The organism is Psychrobacillus sp. Z3-81 (assembly GCF_056620325.1).
The window spans coordinates 263025-289313 of record NZ_JBWQPU010000001.1; the positions used below are offsets into that span (position 1 = coordinate 263025).

38 protein-coding genes are annotated in these 26289 nt (G+C 38.1%); all 38 read left to right on the top strand.

The annotated features are described in order from the left end of the window. The first annotated feature begins 54 nt into the window (after positions 1–54). The 38 genes from AC1ECF_RS01340 (at position 55) to AC1ECF_RS01525 (ending at position 26208) form a co-directional block, all read left to right on the top strand. On the top strand, positions 55–2391 hold the full coding sequence (locus AC1ECF_RS01340; protein ID WP_480387582.1) for a phage/plasmid primase, P4 family: 2337 nt from the start codon (positions 55–57) through the stop codon (positions 2389–2391). 293 nt (positions 2392–2684) lie between these two features. Further along, complete coding sequence (locus AC1ECF_RS01345) at positions 2685–3113, top strand: hypothetical protein (RefSeq protein WP_480387583.1); 429 nt, start codon at positions 2685–2687, stop codon at positions 3111–3113. Between the two features lies 1 nt (position 3114). Then, positions 3115–3654, top strand: a complete 540-nt coding sequence (locus tag AC1ECF_RS01350; protein ID WP_480387584.1) for an ERCC4 domain-containing protein — start codon at positions 3115–3117, stop codon at positions 3652–3654. A gap of 11 nt (positions 3655–3665) precedes the next feature. Beyond that, the gene (locus AC1ECF_RS01355; RefSeq protein WP_480387585.1) at positions 3666–3839 is read left to right on the top strand and encodes a hypothetical protein; all 174 of its coding nucleotides are present in this window, start codon (positions 3666–3668) and stop codon (positions 3837–3839) included. A 44-nt stretch (positions 3840–3883) separates the two neighbouring features. Beyond that, the gene (locus tag AC1ECF_RS01360) at positions 3884–4276 is read left to right on the top strand and encodes a hypothetical protein (protein ID WP_480387586.1); all 393 of its coding nucleotides are present in this window, start codon (positions 3884–3886) and stop codon (positions 4274–4276) included. A 198-nt stretch (positions 4277–4474) separates the two neighbouring features. Next, on the top strand, positions 4475–5272 hold the full coding sequence (locus AC1ECF_RS01365; protein WP_480387587.1) for a hypothetical protein: 798 nt from the start codon (positions 4475–4477) through the stop codon (positions 5270–5272). Between the two features lie 74 nt (positions 5273–5346). Continuing rightward, positions 5347–5595 (top strand): YjcQ family protein, encoded by a 249-nt coding sequence (locus tag AC1ECF_RS01370; RefSeq protein ID WP_480387588.1) that lies wholly within the window; start codon positions 5347–5349, stop codon positions 5593–5595. Between the two features lie 66 nt (positions 5596–5661). Beyond that, complete coding sequence (locus AC1ECF_RS01375; protein ID WP_480387589.1) at positions 5662–5814, top strand: hypothetical protein; 153 nt, start codon at positions 5662–5664, stop codon at positions 5812–5814. 16 nt (positions 5815–5830) lie between these two features. Then, positions 5831–6205 (top strand): hypothetical protein, encoded by a 375-nt coding sequence (locus AC1ECF_RS01380; RefSeq protein WP_480387590.1) that lies wholly within the window; start codon positions 5831–5833, stop codon positions 6203–6205. A gap of 74 nt (positions 6206–6279) precedes the next feature. Continuing rightward, positions 6280–6585, top strand: a complete 306-nt coding sequence (locus AC1ECF_RS01385; protein WP_480387724.1) for an HNH endonuclease — start codon at positions 6280–6282, stop codon at positions 6583–6585. Between the two features lie 118 nt (positions 6586–6703). Beyond that, complete coding sequence (locus AC1ECF_RS01390; protein ID WP_480387591.1) at positions 6704–7237, top strand: phage terminase small subunit-related protein; 534 nt, start codon at positions 6704–6706, stop codon at positions 7235–7237. Beyond that, complete coding sequence (locus tag AC1ECF_RS01395) at positions 7234–8952, top strand: terminase large subunit (protein ID WP_480387592.1); 1719 nt, start codon at positions 7234–7236, stop codon at positions 8950–8952. Before AC1ECF_RS01390 ends, AC1ECF_RS01395 begins: the two co-directional genes overlap by 4 nt. Before the next feature lie 21 nt (positions 8953–8973). Then, positions 8974–10182 (top strand): phage portal protein, encoded by a 1209-nt coding sequence (locus AC1ECF_RS01400; protein ID WP_480387593.1) that lies wholly within the window; start codon positions 8974–8976, stop codon positions 10180–10182. Further along, positions 10151–10729 carry an HK97 family phage prohead protease gene (locus tag AC1ECF_RS01405; RefSeq protein ID WP_480387594.1) on the top strand — a complete coding sequence of 193 codons (579 nt, stop codon included), beginning with the start codon at positions 10151–10153 and terminating at the stop codon, positions 10727–10729. Before AC1ECF_RS01400 ends, AC1ECF_RS01405 begins: the two co-directional genes overlap by 32 nt. Beyond that, positions 10722–12122, top strand: coding sequence for a phage major capsid protein (locus AC1ECF_RS01410; RefSeq protein ID WP_480387595.1), 1401 nt, complete (start codon positions 10722–10724; stop codon positions 12120–12122). Before AC1ECF_RS01405 ends, AC1ECF_RS01410 begins: the two co-directional genes overlap by 8 nt. 1 nt (position 12123) lies before the next feature. After that, positions 12124–12384 carry a head-tail connector protein gene (locus AC1ECF_RS01415; RefSeq protein ID WP_480387596.1) on the top strand — a complete coding sequence of 87 codons (261 nt, stop codon included), beginning with the start codon at positions 12124–12126 and terminating at the stop codon, positions 12382–12384. Continuing rightward, a complete protein-coding gene (locus AC1ECF_RS01420) occupies positions 12365–12703 on the top strand; it encodes a phage head closure protein (protein WP_480387597.1) in 339 nt (112 codons plus the stop codon). Before AC1ECF_RS01415 ends, AC1ECF_RS01420 begins: the two co-directional genes overlap by 20 nt. After that, entirely contained in the window at positions 12703–13128 is a 426-nt protein-coding gene (locus AC1ECF_RS01425) for an HK97 gp10 family phage protein (RefSeq protein ID WP_480387598.1), read from the top strand. Before AC1ECF_RS01420 ends, AC1ECF_RS01425 begins: the two co-directional genes overlap by 1 nt. Beyond that, positions 13128–13604: a phage tail terminator family protein gene (locus AC1ECF_RS01430; protein ID WP_480387599.1), complete on the top strand. Its 477-nt coding sequence runs from the start codon at positions 13128–13130 to the stop codon at positions 13602–13604. Before AC1ECF_RS01425 ends, AC1ECF_RS01430 begins: the two co-directional genes overlap by 1 nt. Positions 13605–13609: 5 nt before the next feature. Continuing rightward, positions 13610–14671 carry a phage tail sheath C-terminal domain-containing protein gene (locus AC1ECF_RS01435; RefSeq protein ID WP_480387600.1) on the top strand — a complete coding sequence of 354 codons (1062 nt, stop codon included), beginning with the start codon at positions 13610–13612 and terminating at the stop codon, positions 14669–14671. Positions 14672–14682: 11 nt separating this feature from the next. After that, the gene (locus tag AC1ECF_RS01440) at positions 14683–15120 is read left to right on the top strand and encodes a phage tail tube protein (RefSeq protein ID WP_480387601.1); all 438 of its coding nucleotides are present in this window, start codon (positions 14683–14685) and stop codon (positions 15118–15120) included. A gap of 13 nt (positions 15121–15133) precedes the next feature. Further along, positions 15134–15523 (top strand): phage tail assembly chaperone, encoded by a 390-nt coding sequence (locus AC1ECF_RS01445; RefSeq protein WP_480387602.1) that lies wholly within the window; start codon positions 15134–15136, stop codon positions 15521–15523. A 182-nt stretch (positions 15524–15705) separates the two neighbouring features. Continuing rightward, the gene (locus tag AC1ECF_RS01450; protein ID WP_480387603.1) at positions 15706–17505 is read left to right on the top strand and encodes a hypothetical protein; all 1800 of its coding nucleotides are present in this window, start codon (positions 15706–15708) and stop codon (positions 17503–17505) included. 12 nt (positions 17506–17517) lie between these two features. Then, positions 17518–17946 (top strand): hypothetical protein, encoded by a 429-nt coding sequence (locus AC1ECF_RS01455; protein WP_480387604.1) that lies wholly within the window; start codon positions 17518–17520, stop codon positions 17944–17946. Beyond that, positions 17946–18920, top strand: a complete 975-nt coding sequence (locus AC1ECF_RS01460; protein ID WP_480387605.1) for an XkdQ/YqbQ family protein — start codon at positions 17946–17948, stop codon at positions 18918–18920. Before AC1ECF_RS01455 ends, AC1ECF_RS01460 begins: the two co-directional genes overlap by 1 nt. Beyond that, entirely contained in the window at positions 18920–19243 is a 324-nt protein-coding gene (locus AC1ECF_RS01465) for a DUF2577 family protein (RefSeq protein WP_480387606.1), read from the top strand. Before AC1ECF_RS01460 ends, AC1ECF_RS01465 begins: the two co-directional genes overlap by 1 nt. Beyond that, the gene (locus AC1ECF_RS01470) at positions 19243–19674 is read left to right on the top strand and encodes a DUF2634 domain-containing protein (protein WP_480387607.1); all 432 of its coding nucleotides are present in this window, start codon (positions 19243–19245) and stop codon (positions 19672–19674) included. Before AC1ECF_RS01465 ends, AC1ECF_RS01470 begins: the two co-directional genes overlap by 1 nt. Continuing rightward, positions 19674–20741: a baseplate J/gp47 family protein gene (locus AC1ECF_RS01475; RefSeq protein ID WP_480387608.1), complete on the top strand. Its 1068-nt coding sequence runs from the start codon at positions 19674–19676 to the stop codon at positions 20739–20741. Before AC1ECF_RS01470 ends, AC1ECF_RS01475 begins: the two co-directional genes overlap by 1 nt. Further along, positions 20734–21270, top strand: a complete 537-nt coding sequence (locus AC1ECF_RS01480) for a YmfQ family protein (protein ID WP_480387609.1) — start codon at positions 20734–20736, stop codon at positions 21268–21270. The genes AC1ECF_RS01475 and AC1ECF_RS01480 overlap by 8 nt, the downstream gene beginning before the upstream one ends. Position 21271: 1 nt before the next feature. Beyond that, a complete protein-coding gene (locus AC1ECF_RS01485) occupies positions 21272–22210 on the top strand; it encodes a tail fiber protein (RefSeq protein ID WP_480387610.1) in 939 nt (312 codons plus the stop codon). Between the two features lie 5 nt (positions 22211–22215). After that, positions 22216–22587: a hypothetical protein gene (locus tag AC1ECF_RS01490; RefSeq protein ID WP_480387611.1), complete on the top strand. Its 372-nt coding sequence runs from the start codon at positions 22216–22218 to the stop codon at positions 22585–22587. 20 nt (positions 22588–22607) lie between these two features. Continuing rightward, positions 22608–22811 carry a hypothetical protein gene (locus tag AC1ECF_RS01495; protein WP_480387612.1) on the top strand — a complete coding sequence of 68 codons (204 nt, stop codon included), beginning with the start codon at positions 22608–22610 and terminating at the stop codon, positions 22809–22811. Positions 22812–22890: 79 nt separating this feature from the next. Further along, on the top strand, positions 22891–23187 hold the full coding sequence (locus AC1ECF_RS01500; protein ID WP_480387613.1) for a hypothetical protein: 297 nt from the start codon (positions 22891–22893) through the stop codon (positions 23185–23187). Between the two features lie 59 nt (positions 23188–23246). After that, positions 23247–23549, top strand: coding sequence for a hemolysin XhlA family protein (locus AC1ECF_RS01505; protein ID WP_480387614.1), 303 nt, complete (start codon positions 23247–23249; stop codon positions 23547–23549). 12 nt (positions 23550–23561) lie between these two features. Continuing rightward, positions 23562–23846, top strand: coding sequence for a phage holin (locus AC1ECF_RS01510; RefSeq protein ID WP_480387615.1), 285 nt, complete (start codon positions 23562–23564; stop codon positions 23844–23846). Then, on the top strand, positions 23840–24577 hold the full coding sequence (locus AC1ECF_RS01515) for an N-acetylmuramoyl-L-alanine amidase (RefSeq protein ID WP_480387616.1): 738 nt from the start codon (positions 23840–23842) through the stop codon (positions 24575–24577). Before AC1ECF_RS01510 ends, AC1ECF_RS01515 begins: the two co-directional genes overlap by 7 nt. A gap of 214 nt (positions 24578–24791) precedes the next feature. After that, entirely contained in the window at positions 24792–25181 is a 390-nt protein-coding gene (locus AC1ECF_RS01520) for a hypothetical protein (protein ID WP_480387617.1), read from the top strand. Positions 25182–25443: 262 nt separating this feature from the next. Then, entirely contained in the window at positions 25444–26208 is a 765-nt protein-coding gene (locus AC1ECF_RS01525; protein WP_480387618.1) for a PH domain-containing protein, read from the top strand. Positions 26209–26289 lie beyond the last annotated feature (81 nt).

Consider the following 26289-nt stretch of genomic DNA (forward strand, 5'->3'; position numbering starts at 1 on the left):
ACTTCTCTTTTTTATACCCAAAAACAATGAAATACATCAGTATCGGAGGGCAACATGAAAGAAAATCCATATAACTTTAATGAAATACCAGCTGAATTAAAAGCCCTTCCTCAATGGATTTTATGGAAATCGGAAACACGAGATGGCAAATATACAAAGGTACCTTACCAAGTGAACGGTGAGATGGCACAGGCAAATAATCGTCGTACATGGTCCACCTTTGCAACGGCTTTAAAATTCTACTTTGATGGTGAGTATGACGGCATAGGCTTTGTATTTAGTCGCCAGGACAACTACATCGGGATTGATATAGATAAGTGTGTAACGGACGGAAAGCCGAATACCTTTGCTACAGAAATCATTGATTCACTAGATAGCTATACTGAATTTTCTCCTTCTGGAAAAGGTATTCACATCATTATCAAAGGCAGCCTTCCACAAAATGTTGTTGGTACAGGTCGAAAAAACACCAAACATGGATTAGAAATTTACTCCTATGGTCGTTACTTTACCTTCACCGGTAATAAGGAAAATTCCAATGAGGTCTTTGATAGAACGGATGAACTTGCGGAGGTATTCGAGAAATACTTCGATGATAGTGACATTGTCGGTCGAGTAAATCTGGCAGACTTCGAAAAGGACGAAATTCAGATATCCAATGATTCATTGTGGGAGAAAATGTTCCGTTCGAAAAATGGTGACGAAATCCGCAGTTTATATAACGGTAACTTACTCAGAGACGATCACTCAGGTAGCGACTTGGCTCTATGTAATCACTTAGCATTCTGGACCGGAAAAAGTGCCACTCGAATGGATTCCATGTTTAGAGAAACAGCTCTCATGAGAGATAAGTGGGATATCATTCATCATTCAAGTGGAGAAACATATGGAGAACGAACAATTGCAGAAGCCATTTCCTCTACTACTTCCACAATATTAGATGACAAGCAGCAGTACGCTGAATTCTCTTTTGACTTCCACAATAGTGAGGTTGAAAGTGTGGAGGACAAGCCAAAGAAGAAATTCCGATTAACCGAGCTAGGGAACGCCGAACGGATCGCTTACGAATATGGCCATGTAATCAAATATGTATCCGATATGGGTTGGCTAATATGGGACGGCAAACGATGGAAGATTGATACGAAAAAAGAAATTGAACGGATAACAGCTAAGGTCCTTCGAAGTCTATATAAATCAGATGATGAAATGGAGACCAAATGGGCAAGGATGTGTGAACGTAGAAACATCCGAATGAATTCCATTAAGGACTTAATGCCACTGGTACCAGGAGAACGTGAAGAGTTTGATAGGCATAAATATCTGCTAAATGTCGATAACGGAGTTGTTGATTTACAAACTGGCAGGCTCCAACAACATGATCGTGAGTTAGGTTTAACCAAGATAACGAATGTAGAATTCGATGAAAAAGCAACATGCCCTACATGGTTAAACTTCTTAAATCAGATATTCAAACAAGATACTGATTTAATTGAGTACATGCAAAGGTTAATCGGTTATTCGCTTACTGGTGACATATCAGAGCAATCGATGTATTTCTTGGTCGGTGGTGGATCCAATGGGAAATCAACCTTTATTAATACAGTTAAAAAGATGATGGGTGACTATGGAGCTCAAACGAAGTCAGATACATTCATCAAGAAAAAAGAAACTGGCGCAAACAACGATATTGCTAGATTGGTAAATGCAAGGTTTGTATCTGCAGTGGAATCAGAGGAAGGGGAGAAGCTGCAGGAGTCACTTGTAAAAACAATCACAGGTGGAGAGCCAATACTAGCACGCTTCTTACGACAAGAGTATTTCGAATTTCTACCAGAGTTTAAGGTTTTCTTCACAACTAACCATAAACCAATCATTGGTGGTGTGGATGATGGTATCTGGAGACGTGTGAAAATCATTCCATTTACTTTAAGTCTTAAACCTCATGAGCGTGATAAAAAGCTAGAAGAAAAGCTCTCCCTCGAAATGTCAGGCATTTTAAACTGGGCGATTGAAGGATGCTTGAAATGGCAGCGTGACGGATTGAAGGAGCCTAGAGTGGTGGCCGAGGCAACTGGCAACTATAAAGAAGAAATGGATATCTTAGCACCATTCCTTAATGAAGCTTGCTATATAGACGAACCTAAAAATGAGGCAATAAGAATCGAAGCAAAAGAGTTATACAACGTGTACGACAGTTGGTGCTATAGATCAGGAGAGCGGACTTTGGGGAACAGAGCCTTTTATCGAATGTTGGAGACAAAAGGTTTCGGAAAAATGAAAGGTGCCGGCAACAAAACGTTTTTGACAGGTATTACCATAAAGGAGCGTGCACCAGTTACTAAACAAGTTACTGAAACTGAACAAAATGGCTTTTTTAAGGTCGTTCAGTAACTAATTTTAGGTTTCAGTAACTGTTCAGTAACTCTTAAGAATTCAGTAATACCAAGGGTTTAAGTTATCTTTTTGTAGTTATTAGTTACTTTAGTTATTGGGATATTAATTAAATAAAAAAATAAAAAAATATATAAGTATATTAGGAGAGTTAATACCCCTAGACCGATAACTTAAGTAACTTTTCCTCTCAATCCCTTGGGGCTCTAAGGTTTTAACGAGTTATCTTTAATAACTTTTACGTTTTTCAAACTAACTTTTTCGTTTTTTGATAACTCGAAAGGAGACTGATGATGCAAACATTAAAAATACTAGCTGCTATTTGGAAATCAGGCGCAAATATTTACCTGGACGAAAAAGACGGCCGTATTGCAATAGAAAATCCAAAGTTGATACCAGTGGAAGTAATGAAAGCAGCAGAGGAAAATTTTCAAGCTATTGATAGTTGGTTCCAGTCATGGAGAAATGAAAGTAGCGAGAATATCACACTCATGAAAATGGTCCATCAAATCAGTGGATGGCAGCATAACGAAAAGTTGAATGAATGGTTATGTGCTGATATTGATTCACTCATGATGTTTGATGAATGGATGGTTGCTCTTGCAAAGAACGGTTGGAAGGATATCTTTGAAGACTTTCGACAATATATGACAGATGAATCTATAAAACTTGGACAAGAATTATATAAGCGTGCAGTGGTGTATACGAAGAAAGGGGCATGAGATGATTTCCTACCATTACACAGAAACAGAGTTAAATAAAATACTCAAAACATTAACGATCGTCATAGATACTCGTGAAAACGTAAATGGCCATATTTTGGATTACCTACGACAAAAGGGAATTCCAGTAAAGATACAAAAATTAGACACAGGAGACTATGGCTGCATGATTCCTAAAAATGAAGAGCTTGGTATCCATCGCGACATCTTCCTGAATAGCCGAGTGGAACGTAAAGCACATATGGATGAAATCACAGGCAACTTACAAAAGGATACAGCGACAGCATTTGAGAATGAATTAATCCGCTCGAAGGACATTCCTTTTACTTTGATTGTGGAGGACCTGCACGGCTATGAAAAAATGCTAAAGGGTGAGTACCGTTCGAAATACAATCCCTTAGCATTGCTTGGCCGATTAAATACTTTTAAAGCAAAATACAACTTTGAAATCGTTTATCTTGATAAAAAATTCACTGGCAACTGGATCTATCACCATTTTTACTACCAGGCAAAGCATTATTTGAAATCCGGTGCCTTTTAAGGAGTGATTAGATGCAACAGATATTCAGGAAACGGAAAATCGCAAAGGCTCATACGCGGAAAGAGTTACAGGATACCATTCGGGAAAATGAAAAACGTGGTTGGAAACAAATCAGCGACATTAAAGATGAGTATGGAAATTATCAAGTGTTGATGGAGTTCACTAATTATAGTAAGACGTCCTAACTTCTCAACTAATCTAGCAACAAACTGAAAGGCGGGTGGCACATATGTACGAATGGTTAAGGGACTATCAAAGGTTAGAGGAAGAGATAGCGTATTTGGAATTTAACCTTGAACGAACTATTAAGGAACTAAAAAGGTGGACTAATGGCGACTTAGCTAAGGTTAAGTTAACTGAAGAAAGCAATGGGGCTAAATTAGAAGAATTTATTGAATGCATTGAATATGAATTAGCTCATAAAATGAATGATCTACTGGATATGAAGAAAATGATTAACACATTCAAAGGGCTTGAACACAAAATACTTTATATGAAATATATAGAGGGTATGACGTTAGAAAGGATTGCAGAAGAATTAAAATACAGTGCTCAATATATTTACAATAAACATGCTCAAATCAAACGCATGATTGAATATGCACAAAACGCAATTTATTAACATACATTTAGCTTAACCTATAACTATGTTAAGTGTTGATTATATTGATTAAAGTAAGAGTATAAAGAACCGTGGTTGGTGCCTTTATAATTTTCTCCCTTCAAGAGAGCATCCGTAATGGGTGCTCTTTTATTTGCAGGAAAATATCCCTTTTTTGTCGAATGTTAGATATTGAAATGATAAATAGGGGGATTAAGAATGGAAAAAGATAAGAAAATATTACCTTGGCTTCGAAGAAGGGATTTAGTTTATTTAGTGATTGTAATTTTTATTTTTTGGTTATTGACATCTGACTTTGGGAAAGAGAATCCCTTAGTTATGGATAATTGGAATTTTGCGGCAACTATTATTTCAATAATACTCGCTGTATTAACAATTATTTATGCATTTACCCAAAGTGCAATGACTATTCAATCAACAAATATGTTAGAAAAAACAACTAGAAAAATTGAACAGGTAACTAGTGAGCTTGAAAATATTAGTGTTAATGACTTATTTAAAGAATTAGAAAATAAAATACACAGTTTAGAATCAAATGTTGATGCTAATATAGGAAAGCATTTTGAAAGATACACCGAGCAACTAACAATGTTTAAATCACCTGGAGAAATTGATAGCCCTTTTACAAGTCATGACTTAATAAGTAAGGAACAGTGGAAAGAGTATCTAACAAGGTTTGTATATGAAGAATTAACCATTGTTGGGGTAGTTCTAACGTATTTATATTACGCATATAGAAACCAAAAAACCTCTAATGTAATATTCCTTCATGAATTTTTAATGAAGAAAACATCTGTAGAACATAATGACGCGTACTTTGAAGGATATTTTATGGCAATTAGAACAGTGTTTGAAACATTAAATGTAGTGAAATTAAATGATTCATCAATGGTAGAAACCTTTTCTTCAACATGTGAATTGGCCTTTATTGAATTGAGTGAAAAACAAACATCGACCACTATACTAATGATAGAAGATTTCTTTAAGAGAAATTAAGGAATTTTATTATCTCATTCTATTAACAATCATTACCATTTAAATTATGATTATTGTGGGAGGAGGTGTTTTAGATGGAGAAAAGGGATTTAATTTTAACAATACTAATTACATTAGAAGAAGGACGAGAACCCACTTTTAATGAGTTAGGAGTTGATAAAGATTTCTTTGGTGATACAGTTGATATGATGCAAAATGATGAATTGATTTCTAATGCTTCTGTAAGCCGAGGTGGGATTGGTAACAAAGTAGCTTTTGTAACCCTTAAGCATGCAAAAGTTGAGATTAAAGGGCTAGAGTATATAGAAAACAATAAAAAGTAAAATAGAAAGTTTAGTCACATCCAATCGGGTGTGGCTTTTTATTATGCCTTAAAGGTGGTGATTATTGTGAAGCTGAAAGAAAAACTAGACCCAGAGTCTGTCAGAAAACTGAGTACAATCAAGAAACAAGAAAAACTAAGCACAAGTCAATGGCTAGAGGTCATGGGCGCTAACAGGGACACATATAAAAGGCACCGAGGGGCAATTAGAAGAAAATAAAAAGGAGAGATGATCAATGAGAGTAGAAGTAAGAAAGACTGCAGTTGGAACAGAGTATTGGGATAACGGGGAGAAACGCACGGTGTTTGTACCTGCAGGTAAAGAGCCTGACTTTGAAGTGACAGAGAATCCGAAGAGTATGGTTTTTGGTGTTGATTTAGCAACAGGAAAAGACATGACAAGTGTGGATGGAAAGGTTAATGAAAATCCTTTTGGTGTAAATGATGGCGAAATGGATTATCCATTAAGCGAAATGACAATCAAAGACTTGAAGGAACTAGCTGCTGAAAAGTCCATTGACTTACCATCTGAAGTGAGAAAACAAAAGGATATTGCCCAATACATCTTTGTCAACTGGACTACAGATGAAGAGCTAGAAGCTGATGAGTAATGAAGTACTGTGGTGAACAGGGATGTAAGGTAATGATATCTTCAGGTCGATATTGCATTGACCACAAACGGAAGATGAAACAGGGAAAGGCTTCTGATAATAAATGGTTCTACAATTCAAGGGCATGGCGTGACCTAAAGGCATACTGTTATGAACGAGACAAAGGTTGCTGTACTAGATGTGGAAAGTTTGTCTTTAAAAAGACAGCACAACATCATCACATCATTCCCATTGTTGTTAGACCAGACCTTAAGTTGAAGGCGAGCAATGTGACGACTGTCTGTCCGTCATGTCATACCATCTTAGAACAGGAAGCTAATGAGGAATACAATCATTTATTCAAAAAGAAGAAGTCTTCCTCATTTGATTGGAAGTTATAGCCCCCCTGTCTAATCGTGTTTTTGGCCAAATAAGGCTAGACCGGTTGTAGCATGTAAATGCGCACCTCAAAAAAATTTTTTGAATTATTTTAGTACTGCAAAAGGGAGGTGAATAGGTGTGGCAAGAAAACGTGATCCGAATCGAGACAGAGCATTTGAATTATATAAAGAACACGGTGGAGGCATTACCAACCGTGAGATTGCAAGTAAATTGGATGTTTTAGAAAAAACGATTTCAGCTTGGAAAAATCGCGACAAATGGAATGCTAGATTAGGAGCTAAAGTTTGTAGTACTACAAAACAGAAACGTAGTACTACACAAAATAAATCACAAGAGAGCAATCGGTCCAAAAAGCGAAAACAGGTCATAGAAGCACTCGTGGAAGCTGGCACCTATTCACCTGCCTTAGATTTGCTAATTGAAATATATCTTGATGCTTATGAAGAATATTTACAGGATCGAACTGAGAAGTTAAGGAAAGAACTTGCAAAGCTACTTGGACAACTTGGACTGGATGGGAAGAATAAGGAGCTTGTTAAAAAATCAGGTACATTACTGGCAAAAGGTGATGAAGAAAAAGAGAAGGACAAAGAACCGTCATCAACAGAAAGTAGTAAGTTGGTCCAGTTTAGGCAGAGGATGCAACGATGATTGATTTTGAAACCAACTATGCAGATATTTTTGCTGAAGAGGTAGAAAAGGATCCTAAACTTTTTCCTGATTCCGTCCACAAGGCCATTAAACGTTATCGAAAGTGGCAAAAACGAAAAGATATTTGGTTCGATGTTGAAAAGGCAAATGCCATGCTGTATTTTACAGAGACTTTTCTAAAGCATGCTAAAGGGAAATGGGCAGGGGAACCACTCATTTTAGAATCATGGCAGCGTTTCTATTTTGCCAATATTTATGGTTGGCAAAAATATAACGCAAAGGGTAAAGCGGTTCGGGTAATCCGGACGGCTTATTTACAGGTTCCAAAGAAAAATGGAAAGACAATCATGGGCGGAAGCCCCGTTATCTATGGAATGTATGGCGAGGGTGTAAAAGGTGCTGATATTTATATATCAGCTAACACATTCGAGCAATGCCAGAACGCAGCTATACCGATTGCACTGACCATTGAAAACAGTCCTGACCTAAGACCAGGAACAAGGATTTATAAAGGTAAGGAAGATACAGTTCGATCCGTCAAGTATACATTTGTGGAAGACGGTATTAAGTTTGCGAACACATTAAAAATCCTTACGAAAGACAATGCAGGAAACGAAGGTAAAAATCCATACATCAATTACTTTGACGAAGTGCATGCTCAAATGGACCGTGAACAATTCGACAATTTACGTTCGGCACAGATAGCGCAAGAAGAACCACTCAACATCATCACATCCACTGCAGGGAAACAATCCGGGTCACTGGGCTCACAAATCTACACTTATGCAAAAGAGGCCCTGAAGAACGATAATGATGATTCTTGGTTCGCTATGATCTATGAACCTAATAAGGGATTTGATTGGACCGACCGTGAAGTTTGGAGAATGGTTAATCCCAATATGGGCATTTCGGTAAGCATGGAATTTTTGGAGGATGCGTTCAAGGAAGCCCAAAATAACAGCTTCAATAAGGCAGAGTTTATGTCCAAACATCTAGACGTATTTGTTAACTATGCTGAAACTTACTTTGAAAAAGACCAACTGGATAAAATTTTAATCGAAAAACTGGGTGAACTTGAAGGACTTCCATGCGTGGCAGGTGTCGATTTATCTAGGAGGACGGACTTGACCTGTGTGAGTCTCAACTTTCCAACCTTTGATGAGGAAGGTGAGCCGATACTAAAAATTAAGCAGATGTATTTCATTCCGGAATTCGGTATTGAGGAAAAAGAGCAACAACGAAACATCCCGTATCGAGCACTTGCAGAAAAAGGATTTGTAACATTATGTCCTGGTAAGACGATTGATGAGGATTTAATTAATGAATACATTGAATGGGCATTCGAACAATTCGATTTAAGGCAGATCAATTATGACCCTGCACTTGCTGCTAAGCTTGTGGAAGGTTGGGAGATGCTTGGTATTACCTGTGTGGAAGTACCACAGTATCCAACTCATATGAACGAGCCTTTTGATGACTTCGAAATGTTATTGTTGCAAGAAAGAGTAGTGACGGATAATCCACTACTTATTTTTTGTGCTTCCAATGCAAAAATCATCACGAACATCAACAACTTAAAGACACCATCAAAGCGGAAATCACCGGAACATATCGATGGTTTCGTGGCCATGTTGATTGGACATAAAGAAACGCTCAATATGATGGGTGAAAGTGTAGATGGATTGGATGAATTGATTGGTAGTATTTACAGATAAGCCACGAAAGGCGGTGAAAAATTGGGATTACGTGATGCAATATCAAACTTTATTTATAGGCAGGCAGAGAAACGAGGATACTTCACTGATGTTTATGGGCGGTCTGCTCGATATGGAGGCTGGCATATCAATGATGAAAGTGTCCTGGAGTCCAGCGATGTCTATGAACTTCTGCAGGACATATCCAATCAAATGATGTTGGCTGAAATAGTTGTGGAGGACAGGGATGGAACCGAAATTAAAAATCATCCAATTTTAAAAGTGTTAAGAAACCCTAATCATTATTTGACCGGTTCCGAATTCATTAAGCTTATGACCAATACCTATCTTCTTCAAGGGGAAGTGTATCCAGTCTACGATTCGAATCAACTTCATTTGGCTACCAACGTCCAAACGGAATTGGACGATAGACTGATTGAGCATTTCAAAATAGGTGGACAAGAGATTCCAGCCTTTATGATAAGGCATATCAAAAATATAGGGAGCGACCATCTGCGTGGGGTTGGAATATTGGGACTCGGTAAAAGCACCCTAGAAGGCGTTATGAGCGCTGAAAAGGTTTTGACAGGGAAATACTCAAAAGGTGGTTTACTTGCGTACCTGCTGAAGCTGGATGCCCATATCAATTCACAGAATGCTGCCCAATCGAAATTAATTAACGCTGTCTTGGACCAGCTTGAATCCATAGACGAGTCAAGGACCGTCAAAATGATTCCACTCGGTAAGGGATATAGCATAGATACAATGAAAAGTCCGATTGAGGATGAAAAGATATTAGGATATCTGAATGTATATAAGAAGGACCTGGGCAAATTTCTTGGAATCAATGTGGATACATACACGGCATTAACTAAGTCTGATCTAGAAAAAGCCATGATGTACCTCCACAACAAAGCCGTGCGACCAATAATGAAAAACTTCGAAGACCATTTGAGTCTTCTTTTTTTCGGTCAAAATTCGGACAAGCGAATTAAATTTAAGATTAATATCTTGGACTTTGTTCCATACAGCACCAAGACAAACATTGCATACAACATTGTCCGTACTGGTATCACCTCACCAGATACAGTAGCGGTCCACTTTTTGGGATTGCCTGCACAAAACACACCAGAGACACAGGCTGTCTATATCTCTAATGACTTATCCAAGATTGGAGAGAAGAATGCGACTGATGATAGCTTGAAGGGAGGTGATGTGAATGACAAAGAAAAAGGAACTGAGGACAATTGACATCACCAATTTGAAGACTCGTGATGCTATCAATGATCAGCCAGCTGTAATCAGTGGCTATGCAGCCGTATTTAATTCTAAAACACTTATCGGTGATTACTTTGAGGAAATTATAGCACCTGGGGCTTTCAGCAATGCTATAGCCACAGGAAGTGACATTAGAGCATTGTTCAACCATAACTGGGACAATGTGTTGGGCAGAACCAAGAACGGCACTCTGAGGCTCTCAGAGGACGACAGAGGGCTACGCTTTGAAGTAGAGCTGCCTAATACTTCTTTAGCTCGAGATTTAGCTGAGAGTATGGCTAGAGGTGATATCAATCAATGTTCGTTTGGTTTCTTCGCAACGAATGATGAATGGGATTACTCAACAGAACCTGCCATTCGAACCATTAAAGAAGTGGAGCTTTATGAAATATCGGTTGTTTCCATACCAGCCTATGATGACACCGAGGTTGCGTTGGTGAGAAGTAAAGAGATTGATAAGACTGTTGAATTGAGATTGAAACTAATAAATCAAATAAAAGGGGTTTTGGAAAATGAATAAAAAACAATTACTTGCAATGCAAAAAAGAAATAAAGCACGCTTAACTGAACTGCGCACTAAGCTTGAAAAAGACGAGGTGCGTGCTGAAGACCTGGAAACTGTTAAGCAAGAGGTACAGGAGCTTTCCGAAGAGGCACAAGCAATCGCTGATGCACTAGCCAATATCGCTGATGATAGCGGAGATGGTGAAGGCGAAGGAGAAAGAGATGGAGAAGGTTCTGGCTCTGACGAAGGTGAAGAAGGTCGTAGCGGAGATCAGGAAGGAGAAAAAGGTGCCGAAGGTGAGGGCGAGGGAGACAAAGAAGGCGAAGGGCAACGCACTCAATCAATCTCTGGGGAACAGCGTTCTGCTGTAATGTCTGCTATAGGTAAAGGTCTTTCCACTCGTGGGGCTAAGAGTACAAAGAATAAGGAGAAAGAAGTACGTTCAGCATTTGCCAAGTATGTTGTCGGCCAAATCACTGAAGCGGAAGCTCGTGCTCTTGGTGTAGAGACTCAAAATGGCTCTGTTACTATCCCAGAAGTCATTGCTTCAGAGGTTATCACCTATGCTCAGGAAGAAAACTTGTTGCGTAGATATGGTACCAAGGTAAGAACAAAAGGAAACGTAAAATACCCTGTTCTTGTGAAGAAGGCACAAGCAAATGTGGTTAAGAAAGAGCGCCATATTGGACCAAATCCAATCCCTGAGACAGATATCGAATTCGATGAAATCTATCTATCTCCAGTAGAATTTGATGCGCTTGCCACTATCTCTAAGAAGTTGATCAATATGAGTGGTGTGGATGTAGAGAATATTGTTATTGAGGAATTGAAAAAGGCTTATGTTCGTAAAGAAACAAATTACATGTTCAATGGCGATGATGCAGGCAATGAAAACCCAGGAGCACTTGCGAAGAAAGCGGTGGCTTACTATGAATCTACTCCTGTTGATATTACTGCTTCAGGCTATTCACAAGGACTGTATCAACAACTTGTGAAAATGAAAAATCAACCGGTTACTGAAGTGTTGAAAAAATCAATTTGGATCGTCAATCGTGCTGCACTTTCCCTGTTAGAGGGTATGACTGATACAACTGGTCGTCCACTGCTGCACGTGGATGCAACTGACGGAGTGAGTTATAAATTGTTAGGCCATAAATTAGACTTTACTGATGCAGCTGACGGTGCAGATCCAGACAAGCCAGTATTCTATTTTGGTGATTTCAAAGCTTTCCACATACAAGATGTTATTGGGGGGCTTCAAATCCAAAAGTTGGTTGAAGCTTTTGCTTCCACAAATCGAATCGGTTTCCAAATCTATAATCTATTAGATGGCCAACTAGTTTATTCTCCATTCGAGCCGGCTGTTTACCGTTACGAAGTTGGTGCAACTGCACCGGTGGCACCATAAAATGAACGATTTGACTGAAAAACTAAAAAGTCATTTGCGTATAGAAGAGGACATGGATTCGTCCATGCTCTCTTTTTATATTAATCAGGCTAAGACATACGTACAAAATGCGACAGGCAAACAAACCGAATATCTTGTGATTATGGTGGCCGGCATTTTTTATGAATACCGTGTGTCGGAAAAAGAATTAAATGATGCCCTTGATGCCTTGACTCCGTTTTTCGTCCAGGAGGCCTTTAGTGATGCCGAAACGACAGACTAATAGATTGAAACATAAGGTTGATGTCTTCATGAATGTTAAAACCATAAATCGGATGAATGAGGATACTTACAAATTTGAAAAAGTTAAATCTGTCTATGCAGAGATTGTTCCACAAACCGGCAGCTTGCAGAAGCAACAAGCTGACACTGTCTTGACGAACGTAACCCATAAAATTATTGTTCGCTATGGTGCTGGGAAGGACATCACGAAAGACATGCAGATTCACTTTCGTGGGCATCGGTTTGAAATCAGGTACATTTTGAATCCATACTTCGCTAACGAGACATTGGAGATTTTCTGTCAGGAGTTGATTGACTAATGGAAATGAAGATTGATGGTTTAACCGATTTCCAAAAGGACCTCCTTGAAGTTGCACAACGTAAACTGCCAAAGGAAAGTTTCAAGATCATGAGAAAGATTGGTTCCAAGGCACGAACACAAGTTGCCCGACATGCCCGTAGCGAAGTCAAAAAGAAAAACAATGTTTACCATAAGCGTTTCAAACGAGGAAAAGTATTTAAAGATGAGGATGGACAAATTGTGGTGCGTGTCATCAACAGTGCCCCTCATGCCCACTTGATTGAACACGGCCACAGGCAAGTGACTAAAGATGGTCGAGAAGTCGGATTCACACCAGGAAAAAAAGTAATGGCAACTGGCATACAAAAATTTGATAACAGTGGAGAATTCGAAACAATGTTATCAGATTGGTTAGATGATCTATTGGACAAAGGTGATTTGTGATGATTACGTATATAGATTTAAAAAATGAGATAAATACAAGACTTCGTGAAACTGGAGTACCAGTAAACAGTCGAGATGTGACAGAAGGTTTTGATAGACCTTCTTTTTTTGTTCAGTTCGAGAATAACAATCGTTCTTCTACTGAAAGCCAAGTATACAAATCACTCACTGTCCAGATTTATTATTTTCCGAAGGATAGATATGACTATTCCGAAGATGTATTAGACATGCAGGAACGCTTGGAGAATATGTTTGACCTGACACTTAAGGTCCAGGATCGGTTGTTACACATCAATGAAGTAAATTCCATGGTTGTGGATGGTGTATTGAACTCCTCCTTCGATTTGGAGTTTTATGAAGGTCGAGAGTATGAGGGAGAAGTGAATACCATCATTGAAGAAATAAAAAAAGGCAAAGATTTTTATACCAAATATCCAATTGAGAAGATGGCTGAATTGGAATTAGAGGAGGAGTGAATCAAATGGGTCTACCTGAAATAAACATAGAATTTGTCGGTAAAGCAGTGTCAGCCATCAAGCGTAGCCAGCTTGGTATTGTGGCACTTGTATTGGAAGATGATACAAATTCCCAAGACACTATGGTTTATAAGAGTGTGGAGGAAATTGTATCAACTGACTGGACTCCTGAAAACTTGGATTTAATCCAAAAAACTTTTTTAGAAGCACCAAGTAAAGTGATTGTGGAGCGAAAGCCCACAACTGCTACGGACTATAACGATGTACTTAAGCGGTTGAATAATAAACGTTTTAACTACTTGGCCATTCCACAAATTAAAGATACCGACACGACTTTGATTGCCACATGGATCAAAACCAAGCGTGAAAATGATAAACGTACATTCAGGGTTGTACTTCCCAATACGGATGCAGACCATGAAGGGGTTATCAACTTTACTGCAGAGGACATAAAAGTCGGTGAAAAGGTCTATTCAACTGCTGAATACACGGTTAGGATAGCTGGTATCTTGGCAGCGTTGCCGTTTACACGGTCCTCCACGTATTTTGTTCTACCTGAAGTGGAATCGATTAAAGAAGTGGACGATCCAAATGCAACAATTGATGATGGGGAACTAATTCTCATTAATGATGGAGAAAAGGTGAAGATTGGACGAGGTGTAAACAGTCTTGTAACTACATCGAGTGGTAAGACAGAAGATTTTAAGTCAATTCGGATTGTGGAAATCATGGATCTGATTAAAGATGATATCCGTTCCACTTACAATGACCACTATGTTGGCAAATATCCAAACATCTATGATAATCAAGTGCTCTTTATTACTGCGGTTAACGCTTATCTGAGCGGATTAGCAGCTGAAGATATCTTAGACCCAAATGCGTTAAATAGAGCTGAAATCAATGTAGTTAAGCAACGACTAGCATGGGAAAGAATCGGGATAGATACGTCAGGTTGGGACGACCAGACAGTAAAAGTAAATTCATTTAAACGCAATGTGTTCTTGCGCGGAAACAATATAAAAATTGTGGATGCCATGGAAGACCTTGATTTTGAAATCGAGATTTAAGGAGGGTTAGCATGAAAAACAAACTACCATCTAATCGTGTGATTAACGGAACATTTGGCAGTGTATGGGTGAACGGTGAAAAGTGGCTGGATGTTGATAGCTTTGAAGCAAAGGTCACTCTAAACTTCGAAGATGTGAATATGGCAGAAGACTTGGCGACCCATAAGAAATACACTGGTTGGGCAGGGGAAGGTTCAATGACCGTGAAAAAGGTTTATAGTCGCGGTGCTTCATTAATGGCTCGTGCTGCTAAAACTGGAATAATGCCAGAAATTAATATCGTTGGGAAACTCGCAGACCCTGCTGCTTTTGGTGCTGAACGTGTCGCTATCAACGAAGTGACATTTAATGAATTCACCTTGTTATCATTCGAGCAAAAGACGAATATGACAGAAGAATTGCCGTTTAACTTTGCGGACTATGACCCAATTGACTTAATTTCAGCATAAAGGAGCATATAGGATGACTAAAAAAATTACAGTTACTGATCTACTTAAAGAAAAAGAGAAGTACCAGGTTAAAAAAGATGTTACGGAGGAAGTCTTTATAAAACGTCTTGGTGGAAATATCGCCATTCAAAAACCAGAGCGTTCTTTGGTATTGGAAGCAATTAGTTTAACTGGTAATCCAGATACAGAGAACCAAGCAGATCCATTTCTGGTTTATAACATTGTGACAGAGCCGAATTTAAAGGATCCTGAGCTGAAATCAGTATATGGTTGTGCAGAACCGATGGACATTGTTGAGAAGATTTTTGAGCCTGGTGAAATTGCACAACTTGCTCAACTTGGGATGGAGTTGGCTGGTTACACAGGTAAAGGTGTTGGATTGGTAAAAGACCTAAAAAACTAATGAAAAGTGATGGTGACTTTGAGTTGGTCCATCACTATCTGCAGAGAGGGTTTGCATTACCATATTTACTAAACATGCCAGTCGATGAAAAAATAGTTATGAAGGCCAGTATGGAAAAATATTATGAAGATGAGAAGGCTAAGTGGGGAACCTCTTAGTCTTTTTTCTTTGGGGGTGAATGAATGGCAGGAAATCGTGTCATATCAGCGGTCCTTACTTTAAAAGACAGGAACTTTGCTAGTGGCGTTAAAAAGGCTACTGACAGCACAAAAGATATGGAACGTAAGGTAAAGTCCACTGGAAACTCTATACGAGAGTTTGGAAGAAATGCCAAAAGTCAATTCTTGGCAGTAGGTGGAGTAATAGGGACTGTGTTTGCCGTAGATAAAATCAAAGACTTTACTGTCTCAATTATTGAGTCTGCAGCTGCAGCCAATGCTTTAGGTGCACAATTTGACCAGGTATTTGGTGCCGATGCAGGGAAGGCCAGCGGTGTGGTAGAAGACCTGGGGAATGCTTTCGGCATGTTGCCTAATCGAATTAAGCCTGCTTACACCTCTGCAACATCCATGTTCAAAGGATTAGGTCTTGAAACTGGTGAAGCAATGGATGTTGCGGAACGATCCGTCACAGCTGTGGCAGATGCAGCTGCCTTCTATGACAAATCTTTTGAAGATGCGAATGGTGCACTTAATTCCTTCATCAAAGGTAACTATGAGGGCGGTGAATCAATAGGACTCTTTGCAAGTGAAACGCAATTAGCTTCATGGGCTTCTAAGGAGTTAGGGGTTGATTGGAAGAAGCTTGGGGAAGCAGACAAGCAGATTGCCCGATTATCATACGCAGAATCGATGATGAAGGCTGCAGGGGCAACTGGCCAAGCTATGCGTGAATCTGAATCCTATGAAAACCAGTTAGGCAACATGAAGCAGAGCTGGACAGATTTAAAGGCTGGGTTAGGACAAGCGGTATTGGAACCAGCGATAAAAGGAATCCAAAGATTAACAAAATATATACAGGGCGTTGATCCAGAAGCAGTAACAAGTAAGGTAAAATCATTTGGTACCTATATGACTGGCACATTTGGACCGATTCTTACGACCACCAAGGATATTGCTGTAGGATTATGGAACACATTCAAGGATGCCGGAGGTATAGAAGTTGCTAAAGGTATTTTGGATGGGGTCAAAGGAACCCTAACATGGATAAGAGATAATTCTACACTAATCATTGCAGGCTTGGCAGGTGTATACGGTGGACTCCTAGCATTCAAAGTTATTACTGGCATTACCACAGCGATTAAGACGTTTAACCTTGTTATGACTGCTATGAAGGCAGGGACGGTTGCGCAGACACTTGCTCAATTAGGTCTTAATACTGCCATGCTTGCAAGTCCTTTAACATGGATTGTTGTGGGTATAGGAGCTGTGATTGCAATAGGTATTCTCTTGTGGAAGAACTGGGATACTGTATCGGCTAAGGCAAAGGCACTTTGGTCAGTAACGAAGGCTGTCTTTGGGAAGTTCAAGGATTGGATGGGTGAAAAATTACAACCTGTCATTGTATTCTTTGCAGATTTGAAGGCGAAATGGGACTCCTTCAAAAATGCTATCTCTAAATTCAAGCCTCCTGCATGGCTTTCTAAAATTGGTGGAGCAATAAGTAACGCTGCAAGTAAGGTAAAAGGCTGGGTTGATGGTTCTCACGCAACAGGGTTGAACCGAGTACCGCATGATGGGTATGTAGCGGAGTTGCATAAAGGTGAAATGGTGGTACCTGCAGCTCAATCCGAAAACCTTCGTAAACAGGGAAGGAATATTAATAACCTTGATAAACAGGTATCAGTTAATGTTCCTTCACAGTCTTCAGGACCAAGTGCATCACCTGACATAAAAATTATTATTCAAGGTTATAACAAATCAGTGAATGAGATTCTTAATGAATTAGTTCCACCGCTAAAATTAAGACTACAAAACTTATAGGAGGTTGAGTGAATGGATATTTTTTTATCTGTAAACAATAGAGCACAAGTCATTCAACTTCCTATTGTCCCAGCGGAATTTAAAATTTCAAGTCCAGTCAATAATGAAGTGTTTACAACTATAAATCAAGGTGACATTAAGATATTTGGAGAAAGAGGATTAAAGGCTTTGACCATAGATTCTTTTTTTCCTCATCATGAGAAGAATTATCCCTTCGTTCGTGATCGTAGTTATAAAAGATGGGAGTATGTTGAAATCATAGAGAGTTGGATAGAGAGGAAGTTACGTGTCCGACTTATAGTTACTGGATCTCCTATCAACATGGTTGTAGCCATTGATAATTTTGAATATGGCTATCAAGATGGTTCAGGCGACATTTATTACACGCTTACCCTATCGGAATTCAAAGATATTAAGTTACAGAAAAAGAAGGTGACTTGATGCCACATGAATTATGGCTTTTAAAAGGAGCTGCAATGACCAATATCACACCTTTGATTGGAATACTGAATTGGCGAAGTAATAAGGATGAATTAGGGGAAGAAATTAATTTTAATATTGCATTCAATGATGCCAAGCACTTCCCAAAAAATCCATGTGAGTTGGGAGATGTGGTTATATTAAAAAACAAGAGCGAATTAAATCGTTTTGTATTGGTTGAAGAGAACAGAAACGGTAGAGGACCGATTTCTTATATTGGATTTGACTATGCATTTTATCTCAACAAATCGGATGCAATCTACCAATTCAATAAAGTATCTGCTGAGCAGGCCATCCAAAAGATATGCAAAGACTTTGGTATTCCGATAGGAAAGATTGATTCGATGCCGACTAAGATTGACCGGCTATTTGATAAAGAAAAAGTCAGTGATATCATCCGACAGATCATAGACCTTGTGCGAAGGAAAACAGGTACTAAATATTTGTTGGAAATGCGAAAAGGTAAGCTATACATTGAAAAACAGTCAAACCTTATTGTTAAAGGTTCTTTCAACATGTACACAAATGGTCCATCTTACGATATTACTTCTGCAATCTCTAATCCTTCTAGAAGTAGAAGCATTTCTGACATGATCAACACCATACAAGTTGTGGGTAACAATGACAAGGTAGTGTTGGTAAAGTCGGATGCAAAGATGGTAGATAAATACGGTAAGTTACAGAAGGTAGTCACACTTGATCAGAATGAAAAACTGAGTGCAGCTAGAATTGCACAAAATGAGTTGAATGCCCTATCTAAAATTGTGGAAGAAACAAGTGTTGAATTGCTTGGAGATGATCGTGTTCGAGCAAATAGGATGTTGGAGCTTGAGGAACCAATAACCGGGATTAAAGGAACCTTACTGATTAAGGATGCGGAACATACTGTTTCCGGTGGTATTCACAAAATGAAGTTGAATTTGGAGGTGGTCTGATGCCTGAAGATAGCTTGACGGAGCTTGCAAAATTGTTTAGGGAACGTGAGAACTCTGTACCAAAGTCCATGACAACAGGTATTGTTCTCACAGGACCACCTAACCCTTCCATTCGTTTGAATGAGGTCATTATTTTATATCCACATCAAATGGTATTTGCGGCACATTTGCTCTCTGGTTATTCAAGGGAAGTTCAAATAAACAATGGCTCAACAGCAACATTGGTTATGAATGATACCTTGAAGGCTGATGATGAGGTCATAATCATGCCAGTTGCAGATGGCCAATTATATTATGTTTTGGATAAGGCGGTGAGGTTTTAGTGCTTCCTAAAATTACAGAACTCGAATTTGATACAACAGAACTACCAGAAGACTTACCGCCAATAGGGAAGTCTTTTTTATTTGATTTTGATAAGAATGACTTTGTGCTTGTGGACGGCAAAACGGTAGAGCTACATGGCCTTGAGTCACTGAAGATGTGGATTGTAAAAGCAATTAAAACTGAAAGGTTTCAGTTTAAGATTTACAAAGATATTCCCTACGGAGTGTTGATTGAAGATTTAATCGGCTCCAACTTTCCTAGAGCATTTATAGAAGCTGAGATTCAAAGGGAAGTCACAAGTGCCTTACTGGGTCATCCACACATTCTAGGTATAGAGAATTGGACCTTTACCCGTGATGGAAAGCGGATGGTAATTTACTTCCGTGTTCGTACTGCTGAAGAAACATTTGAACAGGAGATGGTATTCTGATGTTCGAAAATAAGACATCTAAAGCAATTGAAGAAGAAATGCTAGCTGGGATATCAAATGAGTATGACAAGACAGAAGGGTCTTTCATTTACGATGCAACTAAGCCTGCAGCTGACCAATTCGAAATAGCCTATCAAGAGATGGGCAAAGTGGTCAATCTCTTTGATGTTGAAAACCAGTTCGGGGATGAATTATCAAAATTCATTGCTCAAAGGACAGGTATATCCAGACGACAAGCTACTCATGCAATTGGAGAGGTAACGGTCACTGGAACTGGGTTAATCAGTATAGGGGATCTTTTTCAAACACCCTCGGGTGTACAATTTGAATCCACTGAGAACATTCAAATAGTATCAAGTGGAACTGTAAGTATCAAAGCAGTTGTTCCAGGGAGTTCAGGAAACGTACCTGCAAATCAAATAACAGAAATAGCAATATCTATTGAAGGAATTAACACAGTGACTAATCCAATGCCTACAAGGGATGGATATGAAAGTGAATCGGATGATGAACTTCGTACTCGTTACTATGAACGCCTTCGCACTCCAGCCACTAGTGGGAATAAACATCATTACTATAACTGGGCCAAGGAAGTGTCGGGAGTAGGAAATGCTAAAGTGTTCCCTCTTTGGAATGGTGACAATACGGTAAAGGTTGTCATCATTGATTCAAATGCTGAGCCAGCTTCCCCAGAATTGGTTTCAGAAGTCCAGGAACACATAGATCCAGGAGTAAGAGGATTGGGGGAAGGGGTTGCAGGAATAGGGGCCTTTTGTACGGTTGAGAGTGCAAAATCCAAGGTACTTGATTTAGACTTTGCATCCTTGACGGTCATGGATGGCTATTCGATTGATGATGTAATTTCAAACATCCGAGTAAGTATCACCAACTATTTACGTTCAATTGCTTTTAAGCAAAGCTTTGTTTCCTATGCTCAGATAGGGAATTTCATTTTGGATAGTGAAGGGGTATTAGACTATTCTGGTTTAGCTGTTAATGGTGGAAATACAAATATACTAATAGCTGAAGATGAAGTGGCAGTTTTAGGCGGTGTTAATGTTGCGTGAGGAAATGTTAAAAAGTCTCCCCTTATATGAACGGAAAAGCAAGGTTTTCCAAGAGATATTCGAAGCAGAAGGAGAACAATTCAGCGTTCTTCATACCGATATTACCGATATTCGAAAACAATTGATTATTGATACAGCAACATGGGGATTGGCATTTTATGAAAAGGAATTAGGGATTAAAACTGATTCAAAAAAGCCTTTGGAAGAAAGAAGATCAGTCATTAAATCAAAAATGCGTGGTCATGGAAAAGTGGATGCAGCACTTATTAAGTTGGTTGTTGATGCTTTTACAAATGGAGGTGTAGATGTCACTTTTGATGGAAAAATTAACATCCGATTTGTCAGTGTTCGAGGTATCCCTTCAAATCTAACAGATGTCTATAAAGCTGTGGAAGAAATCAAACCTGCTCATTTAGACGTAGTTTATATATTCCTATATACAACTTGGAACAGATTTGATTCTTTTAATCTTACGTGGGATGAAATTGATGCTCTAAATAAAACATGGAATGAAATAGAGGTGATGTAGAATGCCAGAAATTACACCGAGATTGAAAATACCAAAGCCTGCTGGGAATGAATATCTAACTCGCGTTAATTACAATTCAGTGTTAGATGCAATTGAAGAAAATGCAGCTACAAAAGAGGACGTAGAAAATATTGAAGTACCAGTCTCATCGGTTAACGCCAAAAAAGGGGCGGTTGTTTTAACTGCTGCAGATGTAGGTGCTGAAACTCCTTCGGGAGCTCAAGGAAAAGTGGATACTCATGCTAACAGGAAGGATAATCCACACACAGTTACGAAAGTGCAAGTGGGATTAGGAAATGTAGACAATGTTAAGCAGGCCACTAAAGAAGAATTTGCTAACCACATAACAGAGAATGCTTCATTAACCCAAAAAGGCCATGTACAGCTTTCAAATGATGTTGACAGTGAGAGTGAAACTTTAGCTGCAACACCAAAAGCAGTAAAAGCAGCTTACGATAGAGCAGATGAGGCTTTTACGCTTGGCAATAGCAGAAAACAACAAATGGTAGACGGGCTATTGCTAATAAATCCAGGTCTACCACTTACGCATAATTCGACATGGGAAGAAATAAACGATGTATTGTTAAGCGGAAATGTGAATGTCGGAAAAATCGTAACGGGAACAATAACAAGTGAATCCATTACAACGAATTTTTTAAATTCTAATGGTGTAAATAGCAGTAGTTCTGCTTATGTAAATTTTGATACCAATATGTTAGATTTTGTACCAGATTTCATTTTGTTCACAAGAACAGATAAATCATCCAATGATATAGATGCTTGGTTTTCGGAAAATTATTATGCTCCTTCAACTACTGGATATGGAAATTCCAAAAGAGGAACAACGGTTTTTAGGGTTCCATATATACAAGGAGTTTTAAAAATCCCGGTGCCTGCACCCAATACACAATTCAATTTTAGGGCCGTGAAAGAGAGGTGAATAAGATGAACGTTGGAAGAGTTATATTTTTCGATAAAATTACAGGGGAAATAATTATTGCTACTGCCGAATGGAATAATGCTTCCAAAAAGAAAACGATTGATGAACAAATTGCGACATATAAAGAATTGTCCGAACGTAACCAAGATACCTTTGATTATATTGAATTAAAATATGGCCAATATGCTCAAGACTTTGCAGAAGGTCGCTTAATCGGTGTTGACTTAGAAAATAAGATGCCTGTTTTTGAATATCCTAATCCCGACAATCCAGATGAACAAATTATCCCTGAGAAACCTATGAGTGAAGAATTGGCTGAAACCAAATCACGTTTAACAGACTTAGAATTGATTATCGCAGATATGATGACATCTTAAATAAAAAGGAGCAAATGTATATGTTATTGAAACCATATCAAGTTAGAGTAATCGCAAGGGCGTGTATTACAAGATATACCTATGGTGAACAAAATGAGAACGGTGAAGTGAGTATTAGATTTATCGTCGAAAGTTATGGTCACAGTAAAGAAAACAATGATTTAATTATGGCTGAAATTGTTTCAATGAGACCAGATATTCCAGTAGAAATGGAAAGTGCATAAATCATTAAGAAAAGATGAAATTGAATTGCAGGATTACTCCCTGTTTTGTCGAATTGTGGATAAAAGGAGAGGGAAAATAATGGGTATAGAATATCAAATCAATATTGAATATGTGGAAGGTAAACAACAAAAACACCTATCCTATAGATATGACACCGCTGAACAAAGGGATAAAGTTTATCATGCTATTTGTTCAGAACTAAAAAATTATCGAGTGGATATGAATTACTTAAGAAGTATAGGCGGGGTAACTGTTTCTACTTATAACTACAGTGAACCATCTAGAGGAGAGATAGCTCAGATAATTCCTCACACTTCTTTTAAACTAGAGGTTTTAAGTGAGATTTTGAAAATGGTTGTAAATAATCAACGCTAAGAGTGTCCAATCGGGCGCTCTTTTTTTGTAAAGAAAATATGTGTTCAAGGGGGCAACTTATGGTTAAGGAGATGGTAGAAATGGACGTGTGGAAAGAAAAGGTGCAGCAAGACATAGCCGAACTAAAGAATTGCCAGACTACATTTAAAAGTGAGCAAGATCGTATGAAACAGGACATCCACAAATTGGAGTTATCTGACACGCTGCAGAATCAAGAGATTAGTACTATCAAGTCAGCGCTCTCAGATATCAAAGATGACACTAATTGGATTAGACGAAAGATTACAGGTTCATTAATAACTGCAATTATTACAGCGCTAGTGGGTGGAGTTATTGGAATTGCAGTAGCAAATATATTCTAGGAGGAGAAACATATGAAAATCAATTGGAAAGTAAGATTTAGAAACCCTGTATTTTTATTTCAATTGTTGCTAGCTGCTTTGTTACCTGTATTAGCTTATCTTGGGATTAGCTATGCAGACCTAACTACTTGGGGAAGTGTATGGGATGTTATAGTAAAAACCTACACAAACCCATACTTGCTCGTGTTAATGATTGTTAGTATATACAATGCCGTAACTGATCCTACTACTAGAGGAGTTACCGACAGCTTACAAGCCATGCGATATGACAATCCTAAGGAGAATGGCAAATGGTAAAAATACAAGACATTCGTAAGAAGGTTTCTCCTTCAAAAACCAAGCGAAATATCAGTCAAATCAAGAAAATAGCACGTCACCATTCTGCAACAACTAGTGGTGATTATTTTGCTTTCTGGAACAACCGATGGAAGGGGCTGAAATGGACAAAGGGAGGCTATCACGAAATCATTCTTCGAGATGGTACTGTCCAGCTTTGCTATGATCCAATCTATCCGACTAACGGTGTGGGCGGTCACAATACTTACATCTATAATATTTGCCTAGTTGGTAATGGAAGCTTCACACCGGCACAGGAAAGAGCATTTGAAGAACGTTGCTTATTAGCACTCAAAAACTTTGGATTAGGCGTAAACGATGTGCTGGGACATAATGAATTTAGTGGTACCAAAACAGCTTGCCCGGGTATTAATATGGATGGTGTGCGTAAACGCTTGAAAGAGTTACAAACTCCTACAAAGAAGGCTGTTAAATCCGTTACTCAAATAAAAGACACCTTTCGTATTAAGACAGGTACTTTCCCAAATGCGAGAGCACTTGCAGATGCAGTAGATAAAGTAAAGACTGATTTTGGTTGGACTATATATGAAACAGCAGATACTACTAATTTTAATCCTTCCTATCGGTTATATACTGGATCGTTTAGTACTAAGGAAGCGGCAGAAGATGCCCAAGCTAAATTGAAAACTAGATATGGATGGACGACTCATTTAATTAATGAAACTAAATAATAAAAAGCGACCTTCTCTTAATTGAGTTGGTCGCTTTATTATTAGAATAAATATTACTATAAAAAAATAAGTGATTATGAGAAAATGCCTTAACAGAAAAAGTATTAATGAAACTTTTGGTTTATTTTGTAAAAATATAGAGGAAATAGAAGAAAAAGGTTGAATGTTGTACTTTGAAAGACAGAAAAAATAGCGACGAGAAGGAGAGATTAGTTTGAAAAAAGTATTAATATCGTTGATGGTTGTACTATCTATGTTTGTATTTTCTACAGCAGCACTGGCAGAGAGATTGGATATCTGGGTTTATCCTGAAGGTGGAAATATACCGGTAGAATCTGGTTGGGTATATGTGAACAAAGGTAATTTTTTACATGTTGGTGTGAATTATATTGGTACTGGTGGTGATGATCAGCGGACATATCCTCTCTCGTTTTGGGTGGATGATATTAACGGTAAAAGAATAACAAATGGTACTGCAAATAATCCTTATGATGATAAAGCATACAGGGTGGGGGTTCCTGAAGGTTATTACAAACTTTTTATGATGTGTGGGAACAGTGGTGAAAATGCTAAATGTTACGCAAATGGTTGGATTAATGATTGATATTTTTTAATCTAAAAAAGAATCTCACATAAGATATTTTTTTATCCAAAGGACAATTATTGGACTAGCAGTATAAAAGTATTAAAAGAATAATAAACATACAGAAGCCTGTTACCTTGACTGGTAGCAGGCTTTTTTTATTTATAAATTAGAGATTAGGTGAAAAGTTGTTGCTCAAAAATTCCTCGTACCATAATTTGTTATTTTTTGTTATTATAAACTATGAATAAAAGTTTCCAATTATGTAAAGGGAGATGTTGTTATGGGTTTCTTTGATAGAAAAGTTGTTTGTGGAGTTTGCAATGAAGAAGTTGGATTAAATCGTTTTAAAGTAAAAAAATCAGACGCTTGGTTATGCCCCAGTTGTTTAAAACGAGCTGGAGGAGCTACTGCGATTAATGTAAATAAGATCACTGTTGAAGAAATTAAGGAAATTATTCAAGAAAAAGAAATGAAGCTTGGCGATGACCCAATGTCCCGTGCAGAAAATATGTATAATTATTGTAAAGAGAATAATTTTGGCTCAGGTTTTAACGAAAAATGGGGAGTTAAACACTTTAAAATTTTACAGGATAATCTTATCAGAGATGAAAAGGTATTAATGACTTTTATAGGGTTGCACAATTATGAATCCATTACAAAACATGATAATAACTATGCCTATGCGATTACCAACAAAAGAATTTTATTTGGACAAAAGTCGTTAACAGGAGAAAAGTTCAAAGCTGTTAACCATGAAAAAATAAATGATATCTCTTTCGAAAAAGGAATGGTTTATGGAATTTTAACTATAGATACTCCACAAGAAAAGTTTAACATTGCATTGGACTCTGCTTCCGCTTCATCTGTAAACAGCGCAATCCATGGAGTATTGGATAAACTAAAAACTACCAAAGAAAGTATCCCACAACCATCTGTTATTACATCTAATGCAGATGAGATTTTAAAATATAAAGAGCTTTTAGATGCTGGAATTATTAACGTAGATGAATTCGAACAGAAAAAAAAGCAACTTCTTGGACTATAAGTTTTATAGTTAAAAGCCATCTTAGAGTAGGTGGCTTTTTTATTTCCCCTAAAAATTTCAAGTTATAAATAAGAACAATTG